A 17064-nucleotide genomic window follows, 5' to 3' on the forward strand; every position below is an offset into this window, starting at 1 on the left:
TACGCTCGGCCCTGACCCCCTGTATCTCCGTGACGAGGAAGCGTGCCGTGACCGAGCAGAACCCCGTGCCAGTGGACCCCGCCGACGACCTTCCCGAGCAGATGAAGGTCCGCCGGGAGAAGCGGGACCGGATGCTCGCCGAGGGCGTCGAGCCCTACCCGGTCGGCTTCCCCCGCACGACGACCCTGGCGCAGGTCCGGGCGGCCTACGCCGACCTGCCCACCGACACCGCGACCGGCGACCAGGTCGCTGTCACCGGCCGGGTGATCTTCGTACGCAACACGGGCAAGCTCTGCTTCGCCACCCTCCGGGACGGCGACGGCACCGAGTTGCAGGCGATGCTCTCACTGGACCGGGTCGGGCCGGAGCGGCTGGAGGCGTGGAAGCGCCTCGTCGACCTCGGCGACCACGTCGGCGTCACCGGCGAGGTGATCACCAGCCGTCGGGGTGAGCTGTCGGTGTTGGCCCAGCAATGGGAAATGACCGCCAAGGCGTTGCGACCGTTGCCGGTTGCCCACAAGCCCCTCTCCGAGGAGGCACGCGTCCGGCAGCGTTATGTCGACCTGATTGTCCGGCCGCAGGCGCGGCAGATGGTGCGTACCCGGGCAGCCGCGGTGCGCAGTCTGCGCGATTCACTGCACGGGCAGGGCTTCATCGAGGTGGAAACGCCGATGTTGCAACTGCTGCATGGCGGTGCGACGGCCCGACCGTTCGTGACCCACAGCAATGCGTTGAACACCGATCTGTATCTGCGAATCGCTCCCGAACTGTTTCTCAAGCGCGCTGTGGTCGGCGGCGTCGACCGCGTCTTCGAGATCAACCGCAACTTCCGTAATGAGGGTGTCGACTCTTCGCACTCGCCGGAGTTCGCGATGCTGGAGACGTACCAGGCGTACGGCGACTACGACACGATCGGCGAGCTGACCCGTAATCTCGTGCAACAGGCGGCGATCGCGGTGAGTGGTTCGACGGTGGTGACCCACGCCGACGGGCGGGAGTTCGACCTGGGTGGTGAGTGGCGGTCGGTGACACTCTTCGGCGTGCTTTCCGAAGCGCTCGGCGAGGAGGTCACGGTCCGCACCGACCGGACCCGTCTGGTGGAGTACGCGGACAAGGTGGGATTGGCGGTCGACCCGAAGTGGGGGCCGGGCAAGCTGGCCGAGGAACTGTTCGAGGAACTGGTCGTTCCCAGCCTTGAGGCACCCACCTTCGTGCGGGACTACCCGGAGGAGACCAGCCCGCTCACCCGAGGCCACCGCAGCGAGCCGGGTCTGGCCGAGAAGTGGGACCTCTACGTGCTCGGTTTCGAGCTGGGCACCGGGTACTCCGAGCTGGTCGACCCGATCGTGCAGCGGGAGCGGCTGGTGGCCCAGGCGCAGCTCGCGGCTCGCGGCGACGACGAGGCGATGCGTCTCGACGAGGACTTTCTTCGGGCGATGGAGTACGGAATGCCGCCGGCCGGCGGTATGGGAATGGGAATCGACCGCCTCTTGATGGCCCTGACCGGCCTCGGAATTCGGGAAACGATCCTCTTCCCGTTGGTCCGCCAGGAGTAGTCCCGTCCGCTCGTACGCCGAGCCGTAACCGGAGCCTATTGACGCGACGAGCAGCGCGGGGGTTATTGTGCTCTCGTTAGCAGGAGCACCCTGCTCGAAAGGAATGTGGGACGTGGCCAAGCAGATCATTCACAAGCTGGTCGATGACCTGGACGGCGGGGACGCGGACGAGACCGTCAAGTTCGCCCTCGACGGCGTTCAGTACGAGATCGACCTGTCGAGCGCCAACGCCGCGAAATTGCGCGATGCATTTGCGTCGTACGTGGGTGCCGGCACCAAGGTCGGCCGCGGCGGTGTCGTGATCGGTGGGCGGGCTGCCCGCGGTCGGGGTGGCGCGACCGCCGATCGGGAACAGAACAAGGCGATCCGGGAGTGGGCCAAGAAGGCCGGCAAGGACATCTCGGACCGGGGTCGTATCCCGCAGGAGATCGTGGACGAGTTCCACGCGAAGCGCTGATCAGTCAGCAGCTTGGTGGCGAGCCGCCACCGCAGGCGACACCGACGCCGGGCCGGAGGAGTCCTCCGGGCCGGCGTCGCCGTATCCGGACGGCGTCGTCGTGCCCGTTCGGGGCCGGGAAGCATTCCGGGCCCACCGGCGTTGTCCACAACCAGTGGAACAGCTGTCCACAGCCTGTGGATAACCTTCCCGAAGGGCCGGCGCGGCGCTCGTCGCGACCGCTGGTCCGCCCTCCGGGGCCTCCCGGAGCGCTTCGGGACCCCGGATCGGGCTTCCGTCGAGTCAGTCGGATTTCGCTCTGCGCGTAGCGACAGGGCTACCGGAACACCTCCTGAGCGCGGACGGTTGTTCAAAACGACGTGGAACCGACCCAGAGCAGAGACACACGACCTCAGCGGAGTCGGTCAGCGACGATAGAGTAAGGAGGCACGGACGCCCGTCCTGGACGTTCGTGCACCGGCCCCGCCAAGATCTTGACCATCAAGGCGCACGGCACGTGAGGAGCACGAGGGCATGTTCGAGCGGTTCACCGACCGAGCGCGACGGGTTGTCGTCCTGGCCCAAGAAGAGGCCCGGATGCTCAACCACAACTACATCGGTACGGAACACATCCTGCTGGGCCTGATCCACGAAGGTGAAGGCGTCGCGGCAAAGGCCCTGGAGAGCCTCGGCATCTCCCTGGAGGGCGTCCGCCAGCAGGTCGAGGAGATCATCGGCCAGGGCCAGCAGGCGCCGAGCGGGCACATCCCGTTCACGCCGCGGGCCAAGAAGGTGCTGGAGCTGTCGCTGCGCGAGGCGCTGCAGCTCGGCCACAACTACATCGGCACCGAGCACATCCTGCTCGGGCTGATCCGTGAGGGCGAGGGCGTCGCCGCCCAGGTGCTGGTCAAGCTCGGCGCCGACCTCAACCGGGTCCGCCAGCAGGTGATCCAGCTGCTCTCCGGCTACCAGGGCAAGGAGCCTGCCGCGGCGGGCGCCGCGCCGGGTGAGGCCGCGCCGTCGACCAGCCTGGTGCTGGACCAGTTCGGCCGTAACCTGACCCAGGCCGCCCGCGAGGGCAAGCTCGACCCGGTCATCGGGCGCGAGAAGGAAATCGAGCGGGTCATGCAGGTGCTCTCCCGCCGTACCAAGAACAACCCGGTCCTGATCGGTGAGCCCGGCGTCGGTAAGACCGCCGTGGTGGAGGGCCTGTCCCAGAAGATCATCAAGGGCGAGGTGCCCGAGACCCTCAAGGACAAGCAGCTCTACACGCTCGACCTGGGCGCGCTCGTCGCCGGTTCCCGCTACCGCGGTGACTTCGAGGAGCGCCTCAAGAAGGTGCTCAAGGAGATCCGCACCCGCGGTGACATCATCCTGTTCATCGACGAGATCCACACCCTGGTGGGTGCGGGTGCCGCCGAGGGCGCGATCGACGCCGCGAGCATCCTCAAGCCGATGCTGGCCCGTGGTGAGCTGCAGACCATCGGTGCCACCACGCTCGACGAGTACCGCAAGCACCTGGAGAAGGACGCCGCTCTCGAGCGCCGCTTCCAGCCGATCCAGGTGGGTGAGCCGTCGCTGGCCCACACCATCGAGATCCTCAAGGGCCTGCGGGACCGCTACGAGGCTCACCACCGTGTCTCGATCACGGACGCCGCCCTCGTTGCTGCCGCGACTCTGGCCGACAGGTACATCTCCGACCGCTTCCTCCCGGACAAGGCGATCGACCTGATCGACGAGGCCGGTGCCCGGATGCGGATCCGTCGGATGACCGCGCCGCCAGACCTGCGTGACTTCGACGAGCGCATCGCCCAGGTGCGTCGCGACAAGGAGTCCGCGATCGACGCGCAGGACTTCGAGCGCGCCGCCCAGCTGCGCGACAAGGAGAAGCAGCTCCTCGGCCAGAAGGCTCAGCGGGAGAAGGAGTGGAAGGCCGGTGACCTGGACGTCGTCAGCGAGGTCGACGACGAGCAGATCGCCGAGGTTCTCGGCAACTGGACCGGCATCCCGGTCTACAAGCTGACCGAGGAGGAGACCTCGCGCCTGCTGCGCATGGAGGACGAGCTGCACAAGCGCGTCATCGGCCAGGAGGACGCGGTCAAGGCGGTCTCGAAGGCGATCCGGCGTACCCGGGCCGGCCTGAAGGACCCGAAGCGCCCGTCGGGCTCGTTCATCTTCGCCGGCCCGTCCGGTGTCGGTAAGACCGAGCTGTCCAAGGCGCTCGCCGAGTTCCTCTTCGGCAGCGAGGACGCCCTCATCCAGCTGGACATGTCCGAGTTCCACGACCGTTACACGGTCTCCCGGCTCGTGGGTGCCCCTCCCGGCTACGTCGGCTACGACGAGGGCGGGCAGCTGACCGAGAAGGTGCGGCGTCGGCCGTTCTCGGTGGTCCTCTTCGACGAGATCGAGAAGGCCCACCCGGACGTGTTCAACACGCTCCTGCAGATCCTCGAAGACGGTCGGCTCACCGACGGTCAGGGTCGGATCGTGGACTTCAAGAACACGGTCATCATATTGACCACCAACCTGGGCACCCGTGACGTTGCCAAGGCGGTGTCGCTGGGCTTCCAGCAGTCGGAGGACTCCGAGTCCACCTACGACCGGATGAAGCAGAAGGTCAACGACGAGCTCAAGCAGCACTTCCGGCCTGAGTTCCTCAACCGGATCGACGACACCATCGTCTTCCACCAGCTGCGCCAGAGCGAGATCCTCTCGATCGTGGACATCATGATCCAGCGGATCGAGGGCCAGCTGCGGAACAAGGACATGGGTCTGGAGCTGACCGACAACGCCAAGAAGTACCTGGCCGCGAAGGGCTTCGACCCGGTGCTCGGTGCCCGTCCGCTTCGTCGCACGATCCAGCGCGACATCGAGGACAACCTCTCCGAGCGGATCCTGTTCAACGAGCTGATCCCGGGTCAGATCATTGTGGTGGACTGCGAGGGCGACCCGGACGACATCGACAAGTCCAAGCTCGTTTTCCGGGGCTCGGAAAAGCCGATCGAAGTTCCGGACGCCGTCCCGGCCGACCTCGGTGGCACTGCCGCTGGCACCGCCGCCGCGGGCGTGGACGAGTAACACAACCAGCAAGGGGCGGGGCCCCGGTGGCGCAAGCCACCGGTGCCCCGCCTTTTCGTGCCCCCGCACACCGCCCCGCCGCCGTCCCGCTCGTGCCCTCCCGGCCCGCCTCCGCGTCGCACCTGCCCTGCCGGCCAGCCGCCGTGCCCGCCGTGCCGCCGTGCCGTGCCGCCGTGCCCGACACACCCTGCTGCCCGCATGCGGGCCTCTCAGGCTGCCGCGCCCGGCAAGATCCTCACAACATCAGGGAAGGTGCTGCCTCGCGGCGTTCGGAGGCAGCACCTTCCCTGATGTTGTGGTGCGTAATGGTGCGCTCGCCGGCGGCCTCGCTTCCAGTGAAGGCGTCGGCTCCCAAGATCGCGCAGCAACCTGGATGTAGTGGCATCCGGCACGCCCGACACCACTACATCCAGGATCGAGCACGATCTTGAGGTGAAGGCGCGGATCGTGGCCTTTGCCTGCCGCGTAGGGCGAGCTGGCGTGCGGGCCGAGTGGGCGTGCGGGTCGAGTGGGCGTGCGGGTCGAGTGGGCGTGCGGGTCGAGCGGGCGTGCGGCCGGCCGCGCGGCCCATGGGTTGGCGCGCAGGATGCGCCGGGTGGGCGGGTCAGGTGGTCAGGTCTGCTGTTGGCAGGGTCGGGCCGTCACCGGCCAGGCGGAAGGAGTCGCTGCCAACGGGTTCGACCAGCCCGTCCTGCACCAGCCCGGCGAGGGCGCGGGCGCGTTGCACGTCGTCGGTCCAGACCTGGTCCAACCGCTGGTGTGGGACCGGTCCGGTGCTGTCCCGGAGCACTCCGAGCAACAGACCGCGGACCTGTCGGTCGGTGCCCGCGTACCGCTGGGGTCGACGGGTCGGCCCGGCCGGCGCCTCCTGGCCGGACGCCCGCCAGGCGCAGACCGACTCGACGGGGCAGGCGGTGCAGCGCGGTGACCGGGCCGTGCAGATCACCGCGCCCAGTTCCATGAACGCGGCGCTGGCCAGTGCCGCTGCGGCCGGTTCGGTCGGAAGCAGTTCTTCGGTGGCGACCAGGTCCGCTGGCCGGGTGACGGGCCCGGCGTCGGGTTCGCCGGCCACCGCCCGGCACACCACCCGTCGTACGTTGGTGTCGACGACCGGGTGCCGCTGCCCGTATGCGAAGGCGGCCACCGCCCGCGCGGTGTACGTGCCGACGCCGGGCAGGGCGAGCAGTTGCTCCAGCCGGTCCGGCACCTGGCCGCCGTGCCGGTCGACGATCGCGACCGCGCATTCGCGTAGCCGCACCGCCCGACGGGGGTAGCCGAGGCGCCCCCACATCCGGATCGCCTCGGCCGGGGTGTCCGCCGCCAACGCGGCCGGGTCGGGCCAGCGGGCCAGCCAGGCCTGCCAGGCCGGCACCACCCGGACCACCGGAGTCTGCTGGAGCATGACCTCGCTGACCAGGATGGCCCACGGGGTGACGCCGGGCTCGCGCCACGGCAGGTCACGGGCGTGCTGCTGGAACCACCGGCTGACCAGTGTGGCGAAGTCGGGTTGAGTCATGGCGTCGTCGATGATGTCACGCCCGGCGTTCCCGTTGGGTGGGCGGCTCGGGCGGGGTGCCACGTCCTCGTTCGGCGGGCGGGGGAGAATGCGCGGATGAACGAGCTCGCGATCACCGTCATCGGTCGGGACCGGCCGGGCATCGTGGCCGACGTCGCGGAGGTGCTGGCCCGACTGGGGGCGAACCTCACCGACAGCACGATGACGCGGCTGCGGGGGCATTTCGCGATGACCCTCATCTGCACCGGCCCGGCCGCCGCCGAGGTCGAGGCCGCACTGGCGTCGCTGGCCGCCGAGGGCCAGCTGCTGGCGACGGTACGCGCGGTAACCCCGGACGGTGATGTTCCTCCGGTGGGTGAGCCGTACGTGATGGCGGTGCACGGTTCGGACCGGATGGGGATCGTCGCGGCGATGACGCGGGTGCTGGTGGACGCCGGGGGGAATGTCACCGACCTGAGTACCCGGTTGACCGGTGCGCTCTACGTGGTCCTGGCGGAGGTCGAGTTGCCGGCCGGTGTGGCGGAGACTCTGCTCGACCGGCTGCACCGGACGGCTGCCGAGCTGGGCGTGGAGGTCACCCTCCGCCCGGCGGACCCGGACCTGTTGTGACCGGCGAGGAGCGTGGGCCGGAGGTCGGCCTGGGGGACTGGACTCCGGAGTCACTGGACGTGCCGGGCGAGGTGCGGGCGGTGGTGTCCGCCCCGCATCCGGTGCTGAGTCGGGCCGCTGACGAGGTCGACCCCACGGCAAAGGAGACTGTCCAACTCGCGGCCGACCTGATCGCCACGATGAAGGTCTCGCCGGGTTGCGTGGGGCTGGCCGCGCCGCAGGTCGGGGTGGGCGCTCGGGTCTTTGCCGTTGACGTGACCGGGCACCCCAAGGCGGTGACGGTGCACGGCACCTTCGTGTTGTGCAACGCGCGCGTGGTCGAGGCGACGCGGTGGAAGCCGGGCCGGGAGGGCTGCATGTCGGTGCCGGACCTGACGGGCGATGTGAAGCGGGCCAGCCGGCTGGTGGTGGAGGGTGATCTGCCGGGCAGCGGCGAGCCGGTCCGGCTGGTGACCGACGGCTTCGAGGCTCGGGCGTTGCAGCACGAGATCGACCACTGTGCGGGGCTGCTCTTCCTGGACCGGGTGGCCGGTGCGCACGCGGTCTATCAGCGCAAGGTCTACCTGTGACCGGGTGGCGGACCGTCCTCAGTGGAGGGCTGCGCGGGCGCCTCGGAGTGGCTCCGGCGCGTCGCGCCGCACTGCCGGGTACGGCGCGGCTACGGTGGAGGGCATCATGCGTCTGACGGTCGGCCCCCTGGCACCCGCCGTGTACTGGCGGCGTCGCGCCGTCGTACTCGGAGCGGGGTTCCTGTTCCTGATTGTCCTGCTCTACTCCTGTACCGGTTCGGGTCGTTCCGGCGACAAGGATCCGAAGGCGGGAGGTTCGCCGTCGGCGACGTCCGCCGCGACGTCAGGCCCCGCCGGGCCGGTGCTGACACCGCAGACCGGCGCTCCGGCGTCGTCCGCGTCCGCTGATTCGGGTGCGACGAGTCCGAGCCCGGGGATCACCAGCAACACACCGCCGCTGGGCGCGGCGGCCGGTTCGGAGGACGACGGCACCTGCACCGACGGCGAGATCAGCGTGGTCTCGTCGGCGAGCCCGACCTCGGTGCAGCGGGGCGCGGTGGTCGAGCTGCAACTGAGGATCAAGAACACGTCGGACCGGACGTGCAGTCGCAACGTCGGCGCCGACCTTCAGGAGATCTTCATCAAGTCCGGGGCCGAAAAGGTCTGGTCGTCGGACACCTGCGGCAAGGTCGAGGGCTCGGACGTGCAGACCTTCACACCGAATTTCGAGCGCTCCTACCAGGTGCCCTGGAACGGGCGGGACACCAGCCGTTGTGACGGCGCGCTGGCCGGAGGACCGTTCGCGCCGGTCGGGTCGTACCAGGTGTTCGCCCGGGTCGGCACGAAGCTCAGCGACCCGGTGAAGCTCACCGTCACCGGCTGAGCCGGATCAGACGTAACGTTCCAGGATGGATGCCTCGGCGAGCCGGGACAGCCCCTCACGGACGCCGCGGGCCCGGGCGTCGCCGACCCCCTCGACGGCTTGCAGGTCTTCCACCGTCGCGCCGAGCAGACGCTGGAGGCTGCCGAAGTGCAGCACCAGGCGATCGACCACTGCCACCGGCAGCCGGGGCACCTTGGCCAGCAGTCGGAAGCCGCGCGGGCTGACCGCGGCGTCGAGCGCGTCGGACGCGGCCGGGTAGCCGATGGCCTTGGCCACCGAGACCAGGTCGATCAGCTCGGTGGCACCGAGCAGGTCCAGCTCGACGAGAGCTTCGTCCAGGGTGCGCGACTTGCGGCCGACGGGGAGGTAGTCCCGGATGACCAGCGTCCGGTCGGCGTCAACGCCGGCCATCAGCTCGTCGAGTTGAAGGGCGAGCAGGCGGCCATCGGTGCCCAGCTCCACCACGTAGCCGGCGATCTCGTCGGCGATCCGGCGAACCATCTCCAGCCGCTGCACCACCGCCACCGCGTCGCGCACGGTGACCAGATCCTCGATCTCCAGGGCGGAGAGCGTGCCGGAGACCTCGTCCAGCCGGAGCTTGTAGCGCTCCAGGGTGGCGAGCGCCTGGTTGGCGCGGGAGAGGATTGCCGCCGAGTCGTCGAGCACGTGCCGTTGGCCGTTGACGTAGAGGCTGATGATCCGCATGGACTGGCTGACCGAGATGACCGGGTAGCCGGTCTGGCGGGCCACCCGCTCGGCGGTGCGGTGCCGGGTGCCGGACTCTTCGGTCGGGATGGACGGGTCAGGCATCAGGTGCACTGCCGCCCGGACGATCCTCGTGCCGTCGCTGGAGAGCACGACAGCGCCGTCCATCTTGCACAGCTCGCGCACGCGGGTCGCGGAGAACTCCACGTCCAGCGGGAAGCCGCCGGTGCAGAGGCCCTCGACCACCTTGTCGTAGCCCAGCACGATGAGCGCGCCCGTGCGACCCCGCAGGATGCGCTCCAAACCGTCACGCAGCGCGGTGCCCGGGGCCATCAGGGCGAGATTGGCCCGTAGCGGATCTCCGGCGCTCCCGGCGGCCCCCGCAGTCACGCTCACGCTGATCGGGCGGGCGGGCGAGCCCACGGCGCCGGTGCGGGCCTGGGGCGGCGCGCCAGCTGGCTTGGTGGTATCGCGGTCGATCGGCACGGGCACAGTCTACGGACTGCCGTGCGGTGGGTGCTGTCGTGGTTACTGTGATGTGTCACGATGCCGCCCTTTCCAACGTTTCCCGCTTGCGACGTGCTGTCCGGTTTCGCCGCCCTCGTCGGCACGGTGGGTCACTCGGCGGACGCGCGAGCCGCATGGTGCAGCGCCGAACGGACGTCGGTGACCTCGGTCACCCGCATCTGCTCGGGGCCGGCGCCGGTGCTGGCCGGGCCGCAGCCGGGCGGCACCAGAGCCACCTTGAACCCCAGCCGGGCGGCCTCGGCCAGCCGGCGCGGCACCGCCCCGACCCGGCGCACCTCGCCGGTCAGCCCCACCTCACCGATCGCCACCAGGTGCGGCGCGATCGCCAGGTTGAGCCCGCCGGAGGCGACCGCCAGAGCCACCGCCAGGTCGGCGGCGGGCTCCACCACCCGGATCCCGCCCACAGTGGCGGCGAAGACCTCCCGGTCGTGCAGGGTCAGCCGCTCGGTGCGCCGTTGCAGCACCGCGAGCACCATCGCCAGTCGCGCCGAGTCGAGACCGGAGACGGTGCGCCGGGGAGAGCCCGCCACGGTCGCGCCGATCAACGCCTGCACCTCGGTGACCAGGGCCCGCCGCCCCTCCATGGCCACCGTCACGCAGGTGCCCGGGACCGGTTCGGCGTAGCGGGTCAGGAACAGCCCGGACGGGTCGGCCAGGCTGCTGATGCCGCCCTCGTGCATCTCGAAGCAGCCGACCTCGTCGGCCGCGCCGAACCTGTTCTTCACGCCGCGCACCAGGCGCAGCGACGAGTGCTTGTCGCCCTCGAAGTGCAGCACCACATCGACCAGGTGCTCCAGCACCCGCGGCCCGGCCACCTGGCCGTCCTTGGTGACGTGCCCGACCAGCACGGTGGCGATGCCCCGCTCCTTGGCGACCGAGACCAGCGCGGCGGTGACCGCGCGGACCTGGGTCACCCCACCGGGCACACCCTCGGTGCCGGTGGTCGAGATGGTCTGCACCGAGTCGAGCACCAACAGGCCCGGCTTGACCGCGTCGAGGTGACCGAGCACCGAGCCGAGGTCGCTCTCCGCGGCGAGGTAGAGCCGCTCGTGCAGGGTGCCCATCCGCTCGGCGCGCAGGCGCACCTGACTGACCGACTCTTCGCCGCTGACCACCAGCGAGGGGCTGCCGGCGCCGACCGCCCACTGCTGCGCCACATCGAGAAGGAGGGTCGACTTGCCCACGCCGGGCTCGCCGGCGAGCAGCACCACGGCACCCGGGACCAGGCCGCCGCCGAGCACCCGGTCGAGCTCGCTAACCCCGGTGGGCACCGCGCGGGCCGGAGCGGCGCTGATGGTGGCGATCGGTCGGGCCGGCTCGGACGGCATCCGGGAGCTGACCACCCGACCGGAGACCGTCGGGCCCGTCACCGTGTGCTCGACCACGGCCCCCCACTCGCCGCACTCCGGGCAGCGCCCCACCCACTTGGGCGGCTGGTGCCCGCAGGCGTCGCACTGGTAGGCCGGGCGCGGCTCGCGGGCGGCGGACCGACCACGGGGGGCACCGGCCGTGCCGCCACGCGGAGTTGTCGATCGGGAGGTGGTCACATCAGGACGCTAGCCCTCGCGTACGACGAAAACACCCCGGCGTGGTGGTCACCACGCCGGGGCGTTCGTCGATGTGCGGGTCGGTCACTCGTGGGTCGTGCCGCCCTCGTTGCCCTCGTAGCCACCCTCGCGCTCGATGATCGGCGACGGAGGGGCCGCCGGGGTGAGCGGCACCGCGACCGGCGCCTGCCCGGTGACCGTGTTGCCGTTGCCGAAGTCGAAGGTCACGACGACGTTCTGGCCGGAGCGCAGCGCCTCGGTCAGGCCGATCAGCCGGAGCTGCGTGGTGGCCTCGGAGTTGAACTGGATGTAGCTCAACGGCGCCAGCTCGATCCGGGCCGGCTGACCCGGGGCGGCGGGGCTGGCCGAACCGGACGCCCGCGCCGACTCCGGGGCGGACGGGGTGGCCGAGGACGATCCGGTCTCGGAGGGCGTCGCCGACGGGCTCGGCGAACCGGACGTCGAGTTCGACGGGCTGGCCGAACCGGACGGCGACGGGCTCATGGAGGCGGACTCCGCGGCGGACGGCGACGGGCTCGCCGAGCCGCCGCTGATCACCAACTCGCGGGCGCTCTCCGTGGTGACGGTGACCGTCACGGTTTCCTTGGAGTCGTTGTAGATCACGGCGCCGAGCCCCGCGTCCTGCCCGGCCTTGTAACCCTCGGTGCCCGGGTAGTCCACGAGCAGGCCCCGCACGGAGAAGGAACCGTTGTTTGTCGTGAGGTTGACGCCCTGGACCGACGGCTCCTTCAACGCGGTCTCGGCGATCTGACCGGTGCCGCATCCCGAAGCCAGCAGGCTGGCCGCCGCAATCCCGGACAGCAACAGGGCCGCCCGCCGGGATCCCCTGATCGAGCGCGTCACGTCGGTCCTCCTCGTCACAATCCCCACCCGGGCCGTACGCCGGGCACGGTGGCCATACCCGCGCAGACCGCGCTCCAGGGTAGTTGGGACTGATCGAGGCCCGCACGCGGACCCGGCAATGCCACCTGCCCGGGTGGCGTTCACACCACCCGACCGCTCGCCACCAGCAGAACCACGTCGATGAGGGCCACCAGCATCACCGCCCGGAAGGCCGCCACCGGCCGTCGGCCGGCCCGGATCGCCGAGCGTCCGGCGTACCAGCTCAGTGGCGGCACCACGGCGGCCGTGCCGACCGCCGCCCAGCCGATCGCCGACGGCGGCCCGGGTGGTCCGAGGACCAGTGTCGCGGTCGCCGCGAGGAGGAGACCCGCCGCGGCCACCCGGCTGCCGGCGGCACCGAGCCGGTGGGGCAGGCCGCGCACGCCGGTGAGGGCGTCGTCGGCAAGGTCGGGCAGCACGTTGGCGAAGTGGGCGCCTGCGCCCAGGCAGGCCGCCGCCGTCACCAGCCAGACCGGCGGGGACGGCTGGCCGGGCAGCGCCAGCACCACGAAGGCGGGCAGCGCGCCGAACGACACGGCGTAGGGCAGCACCGAGAACGCGGTCGCCTTGAGCGGCCAGTCGTAGAGCAGGGCGGAGACCAGGGCGAGCGTCAGCCAGAAGGCCGCCACCGGGTTCGTGGTCAGCGCCAGCAGTGGGCAGGCCACCGCGGCCACCGCGGCGGCCCAGGCCGTGACGCGCCGACCGACCGCGCCACTGGCGACCGGTTTGTCGGTACGCCCCACAGTGGCGTCCCGCTCGGCGTCCAGCGCGTCGTTGGTCCAGCCGACGGCGAGCTGGCTGGCCAGCACGGCGAGCACCACCGAGACGATTCCGGTCGGCCGGTGGCCCACTCCCCAGGCCAGCAGACCGGCCACCGTGGTCACCGCTGCGGCCGGTTCCGGATGGCTCGCTCTGACCAGCCCTAACACCCTCGACGACATAAGGGAAGTCTGGTCGTTACCGAGCAGTCGTGCCACGCTCGGTTCCATGCGAGACGTGGCTGCGGCCGGGGCGTCCACCGGTCCGAGGGTGCTGCCGCGAAACGATCCGCGTCAGTACGACGATCTGGCCGGTGAGTGGTGGCGGCCGGATGGTGCGTTCGCGATGCTGCACTGGCTGGCTGAGGCCCGTGCCGCGCTGGTGCCGCCGGCCACCCGTCCGGACGCGTTGCTCATCGACCTGGGTTGCGGCGCCGGCCTGCTCGCGCCGCACCTGGCGGGCAAGGGCTACCGCCACGTCGGGGTGGATCTGACCCGCTCGGCGCTCGTCCAGGCGTCCGAGCACGGGGTGCGGGTGGTCCAGGGTGACGCCACGGCGGTGCCGCTGCCTGACGGCTGCGCCGACGTGGTCTCGGCCGGTGAGTTGCTGGAGCACGTGCCGGCCTGGCCGCGCGCGGTGGCCGAGGCGTGTCGGCTGCTGCGCCCTGGCGGAGTGCTGGTGCTGGACACCCTCAACGACACGGCGCTGGCCCGGCTCGTCGCGGTCCGGATCGCCGAGCGCCTGCCGACGGTGCCCCGTGGCATCCACGATCCACAGTTGTTCGTGGACGCTCGGGCGCTGGTGGCCGAGTGCGCCCGACACGGTGTCGACCTCAGTCTGCGGGGCATCCGTCCGCAGGTCGGCGGCATGCTCGCCTGGCTGCTACGCCGCGCTCGCGCGAGCCGAACGGCCGGTGCCGTGCCCGTCGGCCGCGCGCCGCGCATCGTGCCGACCCGCTCCACCGCCGTGCTGTACCAGGGCCGGGGGGTCCGCAAAGGATAGTCAGGCCGTGGCGGGGTATGGAACGCCGAGGAGGATCGAGATGACGGTGCACGCGCTTGAGGCAGCACGCCGGTTGGCGCCGCGGTTCGCCGCGCGGGCGGCCGAGCACGACCGGGACGGTTCCTTCCCCGTGGACGACTTCGCCGACCTGCGCGAGGCCGGCCTGTTCGGGCTGATGGTGCCCCGGGCGCTCGGCGGTCTGGGTGCCACCTTCGCCGAGTACGCAGCGGTGGCCACCGAGCTTGCCCGGGGCAACGGTGCGACGGCCCTGGTGTTCAACATGCACGCTTCGGTGACCGGCGCGCTGGGCGCTGTCACCGAGGAGTTGGCCGAGGCGCTGGGCGTACCCGACGAGGCGCTGGCCGCCCGCGACCGGCTGCTCAGCGCGGCGGCGCAGGGCTCCTGGTACGCGGTCGCGATGAGCGAGCGGGGCGCGGGTGCCCGGCTGTCCCAGCTCACCACTGCGTACGAGCCGACCGACGGGGGCTGGCACCTCAAGGGCAGCAAGACCTTCTGCTCCGGGTCCGGGCACGCGGACGGCTACCTGGTGGCGGCGCGCAGTGCGGCCGACCAGTCGGTGGTGTCGCAGTTCCTGGTGCCGGCCGGCGACGGGCTGACCGTGGAGCCGACCTGGGATTCACTCGGCATGCGCGCCACCTCCTCCCACGACCTGCACCTGGACGTCACGGTGCCCGCCGACCGGCTGCTCGGCGGGGTGGAGGGGCTTGCGCTGGTGGTCGCGCAGCTGATGCCGCACTGGTTGGTGGCCAGCTACGCGGCCGTCTACGTCGGGGTCGCCCGCGCGGCGATCGACGCGGCGGCCGAGCACCTGAACGCCCGCAACCTGGCCGGTCTGCCGGCGGTGCGGGCCAGGCTGGGTCGGGCGGACGCGGCGACGGCCGCCGCGCAACTGGTGGTTGCCGAGGCGGCCCGCCGTGTGGACGAGGCGCCCGGTGACGAGGAGACCAACCGTTGGGTGTGGCGGGCGAAGCTGCTCGCCGGCACCACGGCCGCCGAGGTGGCGGCGTCGGTGCTGGAGGCGGCGGGCACCTCGGCCACCCGCCGTGGTCATCCCCTGGAGCGGCTCTACCGCGACGCCCGTTGTGGCTCGCTGCACCCGGCCACGTCTGATGTCTGCGCCGACTGGCTCGGCATCGCCGCGCTGGGCGGCGACCCGGATCGTGACGGATCGGCACCACGTTGGTGAGCCCGCGCCACCGGGCTCGCACGAAGGAACGACCAGCCGACGTGGCTGGTGGGACGGCCAGGGGGAGGACAGCATCTGACGAGAGGTGGGGATCGTGTCCGTACCAGTGATCGCGGGGCTCGGGACAGCGCAGCCGCCGTCCGCTTCGCAGGACGAGTTGTGGGAGGGCTTCTTCTCCCGGCACTTCACCGGCACCACCAGGTCGTTGGCCCAGCGGATCTTCGCCAACTCGGGGGTGACCCGGCGTCAGGCCGCGGTCAACCCGCTGCTGGAGGACGTTTCCGACTGGCCGACCGAGCGCCGGATGCGCCGCTACCAGGTGGAGGCGCTGCCGTTGGGCAAGGAGGCGGTGGGTCGGGCGTTGACCGCTGCCGGGCTGAGCGCCGGCGACATCGGGCTGTTCATCGTCTGCTCCTGCACCGGGTACGCCACCCCGGGGCTGGACATCCTGCTCGCCCGGGACCTGGGCATGGCCGCGGAAACCCAGCGGATGGTCATCGGCCACATGGGCTGTTACGCGGCGTTGCCGGGGCTGGGCGCGGCGAGTGACTTCGTCACCGCTCGGGGGCGACCGGCGCTGCTGCTGTGCGCGGAGCTGACCAGCCTGCACATCCAGCCGTCCAGCGCCCGGGTGGACACCCAGCAGATCGTCTCCCACGCGCTCTTCTCGGATGCGGCGGTCGCTGCCGTGGTCACGCCGGGCGGCCCGGGGTACGCGTTGCGCGAGGTCACCGCCGTCACCGACACCTCGACGGCTGACCACATGACCTGGGACGTCACCGACGCTGGCTTCCGGATGGGGTTGTCGCCGAAGGTGCCGCAGGTGCTGTCGAGGCACGTCCGGGGGCTGGTCGACGATCTGCTGGCCCGGCACGGCCTCACCAGCTCCGAGGTGGACGGTTGGGCCGTGCACCCGGGCGGGCCGAGGATCCTCAACGTCGTGGAACGGGAGTTGGCGCTGCCACCGCAGGGGTTGGCGGCGTCCCGCGCGACGCTCGACGAGCACGGCAACTGCTCGTCGCCGACCGTCCTGCTGATCCTGGACCGGTTGGGTCGGGCGACACCGGCGGCTCGGCGCATCGTCATGTTGGCCTTCGGCCCCGGCCTCACCCTGTACGCCGCCCTGCTCGATCGACAGGGCTGAACCTCGTCGGGCCGGCCGGTACGCTCGGTGGGTGAATGTGACGGCGGACGACCGGCTGCGCTCGGTGGTGCTGTTCGGTGCTGCGGCGGCCGCCCTGGTCGTGGGCGGCTGGTGGTGGCACTCGGCCGCGCCCTCGTCGACGCCCGGTGCGGCTGTTCCTCCCACCGTGGCGCCGAGCGCCGAGCGGAGCGTCAGCACCCCACTGGAACGTCTCATCGCGGCTGAGGAGCCCGAAGCGCGGATCACGGCTCGGATGGACCCCGACACCGGCGAGGTCATCCGGGTGGAGAGCAGTCCGCGGGCGGTGATCGACCTGGACACGGGCTCGATCGTCGACATCGAGGGCGACCCCGCGCTGCTCTTTCCCTCGGGTGACCTGCCCTCGTTCAACGAGACCATCTGGCGGGAGGAGCGGGAGCTCGCTCCCGGTCAGGGGCTGACCCGGCAGGCCAGCGACAGCGGCGCCCGCTATCTGCTGCAGTACCGGTGCACCCGGCCCGGCGCGCTGGTGTTGACGAGCACCGGGGCCGACGTTGTCGGCCAGTTGCGCATCGACTGCGACGGCGCGATCGCCAACGCCGAGGTGCTGCCCGGAAGTGGGCCGTTCCGGTTGTCGCTGTCGGCCGGCGACCGGCCCATCGACATCCAGGCGCAACTCGTCGCCCTGCCCTCTCGTTAGCAG

At 71.1% G+C, this 17064-nt stretch carries 15 protein-coding genes; 10 read left to right on the plus strand and 5 right to left on the minus strand.

Translation table 11 applies throughout. The features are described 5' to 3' along the window. Nucleotides 1-47: 47 nt before the first annotated feature. The 3 genes from lysS (at nt 48) to ACFYPG_RS13230 (ending at nt 5070) form a co-directional block, all read left to right on the plus strand. Nucleotides 48-1556, plus strand: a complete 1509-nt coding sequence (gene lysS, locus ACFYPG_RS13220; protein ID WP_355005941.1) for a lysine--tRNA ligase — start codon at nt 48-50, stop codon at nt 1554-1556. Between the two features lie 112 nt (nt 1557-1668). Continuing rightward, nucleotides 1669-2013 (plus strand): Lsr2 family protein, encoded by a 345-nt coding sequence (locus tag ACFYPG_RS13225; RefSeq protein ID WP_036392792.1) that lies wholly within the window; start codon nt 1669-1671, stop codon nt 2011-2013. A gap of 513 nt (nt 2014-2526) precedes the next feature. Next, entirely contained in the window at nt 2527-5070 is a 2544-nt protein-coding gene (locus tag ACFYPG_RS13230; RefSeq protein WP_355005940.1) for an ATP-dependent Clp protease ATP-binding subunit, read from the plus strand. A gap of 604 nt (nt 5071-5674) precedes the next feature. On the opposite strand, the gene ACFYPG_RS13235 is transcribed toward ACFYPG_RS13230, so the two are convergent. After that, nucleotides 5675-6586 carry an A/G-specific adenine glycosylase gene (locus ACFYPG_RS13235; RefSeq protein WP_355005939.1) on the minus strand — a complete coding sequence of 304 codons (912 nt, stop codon included), beginning with the start codon at nt 6584-6586 and terminating at the stop codon, nt 5675-5677. A 96-nt stretch (nt 6587-6682) separates the two neighbouring features. Between ACFYPG_RS13235 and ACFYPG_RS13240 the strand changes: the two genes are divergently transcribed. The 3 genes from ACFYPG_RS13240 to ACFYPG_RS13250 all read left to right on the plus strand — a co-directional run bounded on the left by ACFYPG_RS13240 (nt 6683) and on the right by ACFYPG_RS13250 (nt 8587). Further along, nucleotides 6683-7195 (plus strand): ACT domain-containing protein, encoded by a 513-nt coding sequence (locus ACFYPG_RS13240; protein ID WP_355005938.1) that lies wholly within the window; start codon nt 6683-6685, stop codon nt 7193-7195. Beyond that, a complete protein-coding gene (locus ACFYPG_RS13245; RefSeq protein ID WP_350857154.1) occupies nt 7192-7764 on the plus strand; it encodes a peptide deformylase in 573 nt (190 codons plus the stop codon). The genes ACFYPG_RS13240 and ACFYPG_RS13245 overlap by 4 nt, the downstream gene beginning before the upstream one ends. A gap of 106 nt (nt 7765-7870) precedes the next feature. Beyond that, entirely contained in the window at nt 7871-8587 is a 717-nt protein-coding gene (locus tag ACFYPG_RS13250; protein ID WP_355005936.1) for a hypothetical protein, read from the plus strand. Nucleotides 8588-8593: 6 nt separating this feature from the next. Here the strand turns inward: ACFYPG_RS13250 and disA are convergent, their stop codons facing one another. The 4 genes from disA to ACFYPG_RS13270 all read right to left on the minus strand — a co-directional run bounded on the left by disA (nt 8594) and on the right by ACFYPG_RS13270 (nt 13211). Then, nucleotides 8594-9778 (minus strand): DNA integrity scanning diadenylate cyclase DisA, encoded by a 1185-nt coding sequence (gene disA, locus ACFYPG_RS13255; protein WP_030327921.1) that lies wholly within the window; start codon nt 9776-9778, stop codon nt 8594-8596. Between the two features lie 131 nt (nt 9779-9909). After that, complete coding sequence (gene radA / locus ACFYPG_RS13260) at nt 9910-11367, minus strand: DNA repair protein RadA (protein ID WP_355005935.1); 1458 nt, start codon at nt 11365-11367, stop codon at nt 9910-9912. A gap of 84 nt (nt 11368-11451) precedes the next feature. Further along, nucleotides 11452-12231 carry a hypothetical protein gene (locus ACFYPG_RS13265; RefSeq protein ID WP_355005934.1) on the minus strand — a complete coding sequence of 260 codons (780 nt, stop codon included), beginning with the start codon at nt 12229-12231 and terminating at the stop codon, nt 11452-11454. A 140-nt stretch (nt 12232-12371) separates the two neighbouring features. Continuing rightward, nucleotides 12372-13211 carry a UbiA family prenyltransferase gene (locus ACFYPG_RS13270; protein ID WP_355005933.1) on the minus strand — a complete coding sequence of 280 codons (840 nt, stop codon included), beginning with the start codon at nt 13209-13211 and terminating at the stop codon, nt 12372-12374. Nucleotides 13212-13257: 46 nt separating this feature from the next. Here ACFYPG_RS13270 and ACFYPG_RS13275 point away from each other — a divergent pair, with 46 nt between their 5' ends. From ACFYPG_RS13275 to ACFYPG_RS13290, 4 genes are all read left to right on the plus strand, one after another. Continuing rightward, nucleotides 13258-14031, plus strand: coding sequence for a class I SAM-dependent methyltransferase (locus ACFYPG_RS13275; RefSeq protein WP_387352016.1), 774 nt, complete (start codon nt 13258-13260; stop codon nt 14029-14031). A 40-nt stretch (nt 14032-14071) separates the two neighbouring features. Then, a complete protein-coding gene (locus tag ACFYPG_RS13280; protein ID WP_355005931.1) occupies nt 14072-15238 on the plus strand; it encodes an acyl-CoA dehydrogenase family protein in 1167 nt (388 codons plus the stop codon). A 94-nt stretch (nt 15239-15332) separates the two neighbouring features. Further along, the gene (locus ACFYPG_RS13285; RefSeq protein ID WP_355005930.1) at nt 15333-16382 is read left to right on the plus strand and encodes a type III polyketide synthase; all 1050 of its coding nucleotides are present in this window, start codon (nt 15333-15335) and stop codon (nt 16380-16382) included. Nucleotides 16383-16413: 31 nt separating this feature from the next. Continuing rightward, the gene (locus ACFYPG_RS13290) at nt 16414-17061 is read left to right on the plus strand and encodes a hypothetical protein (RefSeq protein WP_387352019.1); all 648 of its coding nucleotides are present in this window, start codon (nt 16414-16416) and stop codon (nt 17059-17061) included. The last annotated feature ends 3 nt before the right edge of the window (nt 17062-17064 follow it).

Origin of the sequence: Micromonospora sp. NPDC005553 (assembly GCF_042871765.1) — a bacterium.
Lineage (GTDB): Bacteria > Actinomycetota > Actinomycetes > Mycobacteriales > Micromonosporaceae > Micromonospora.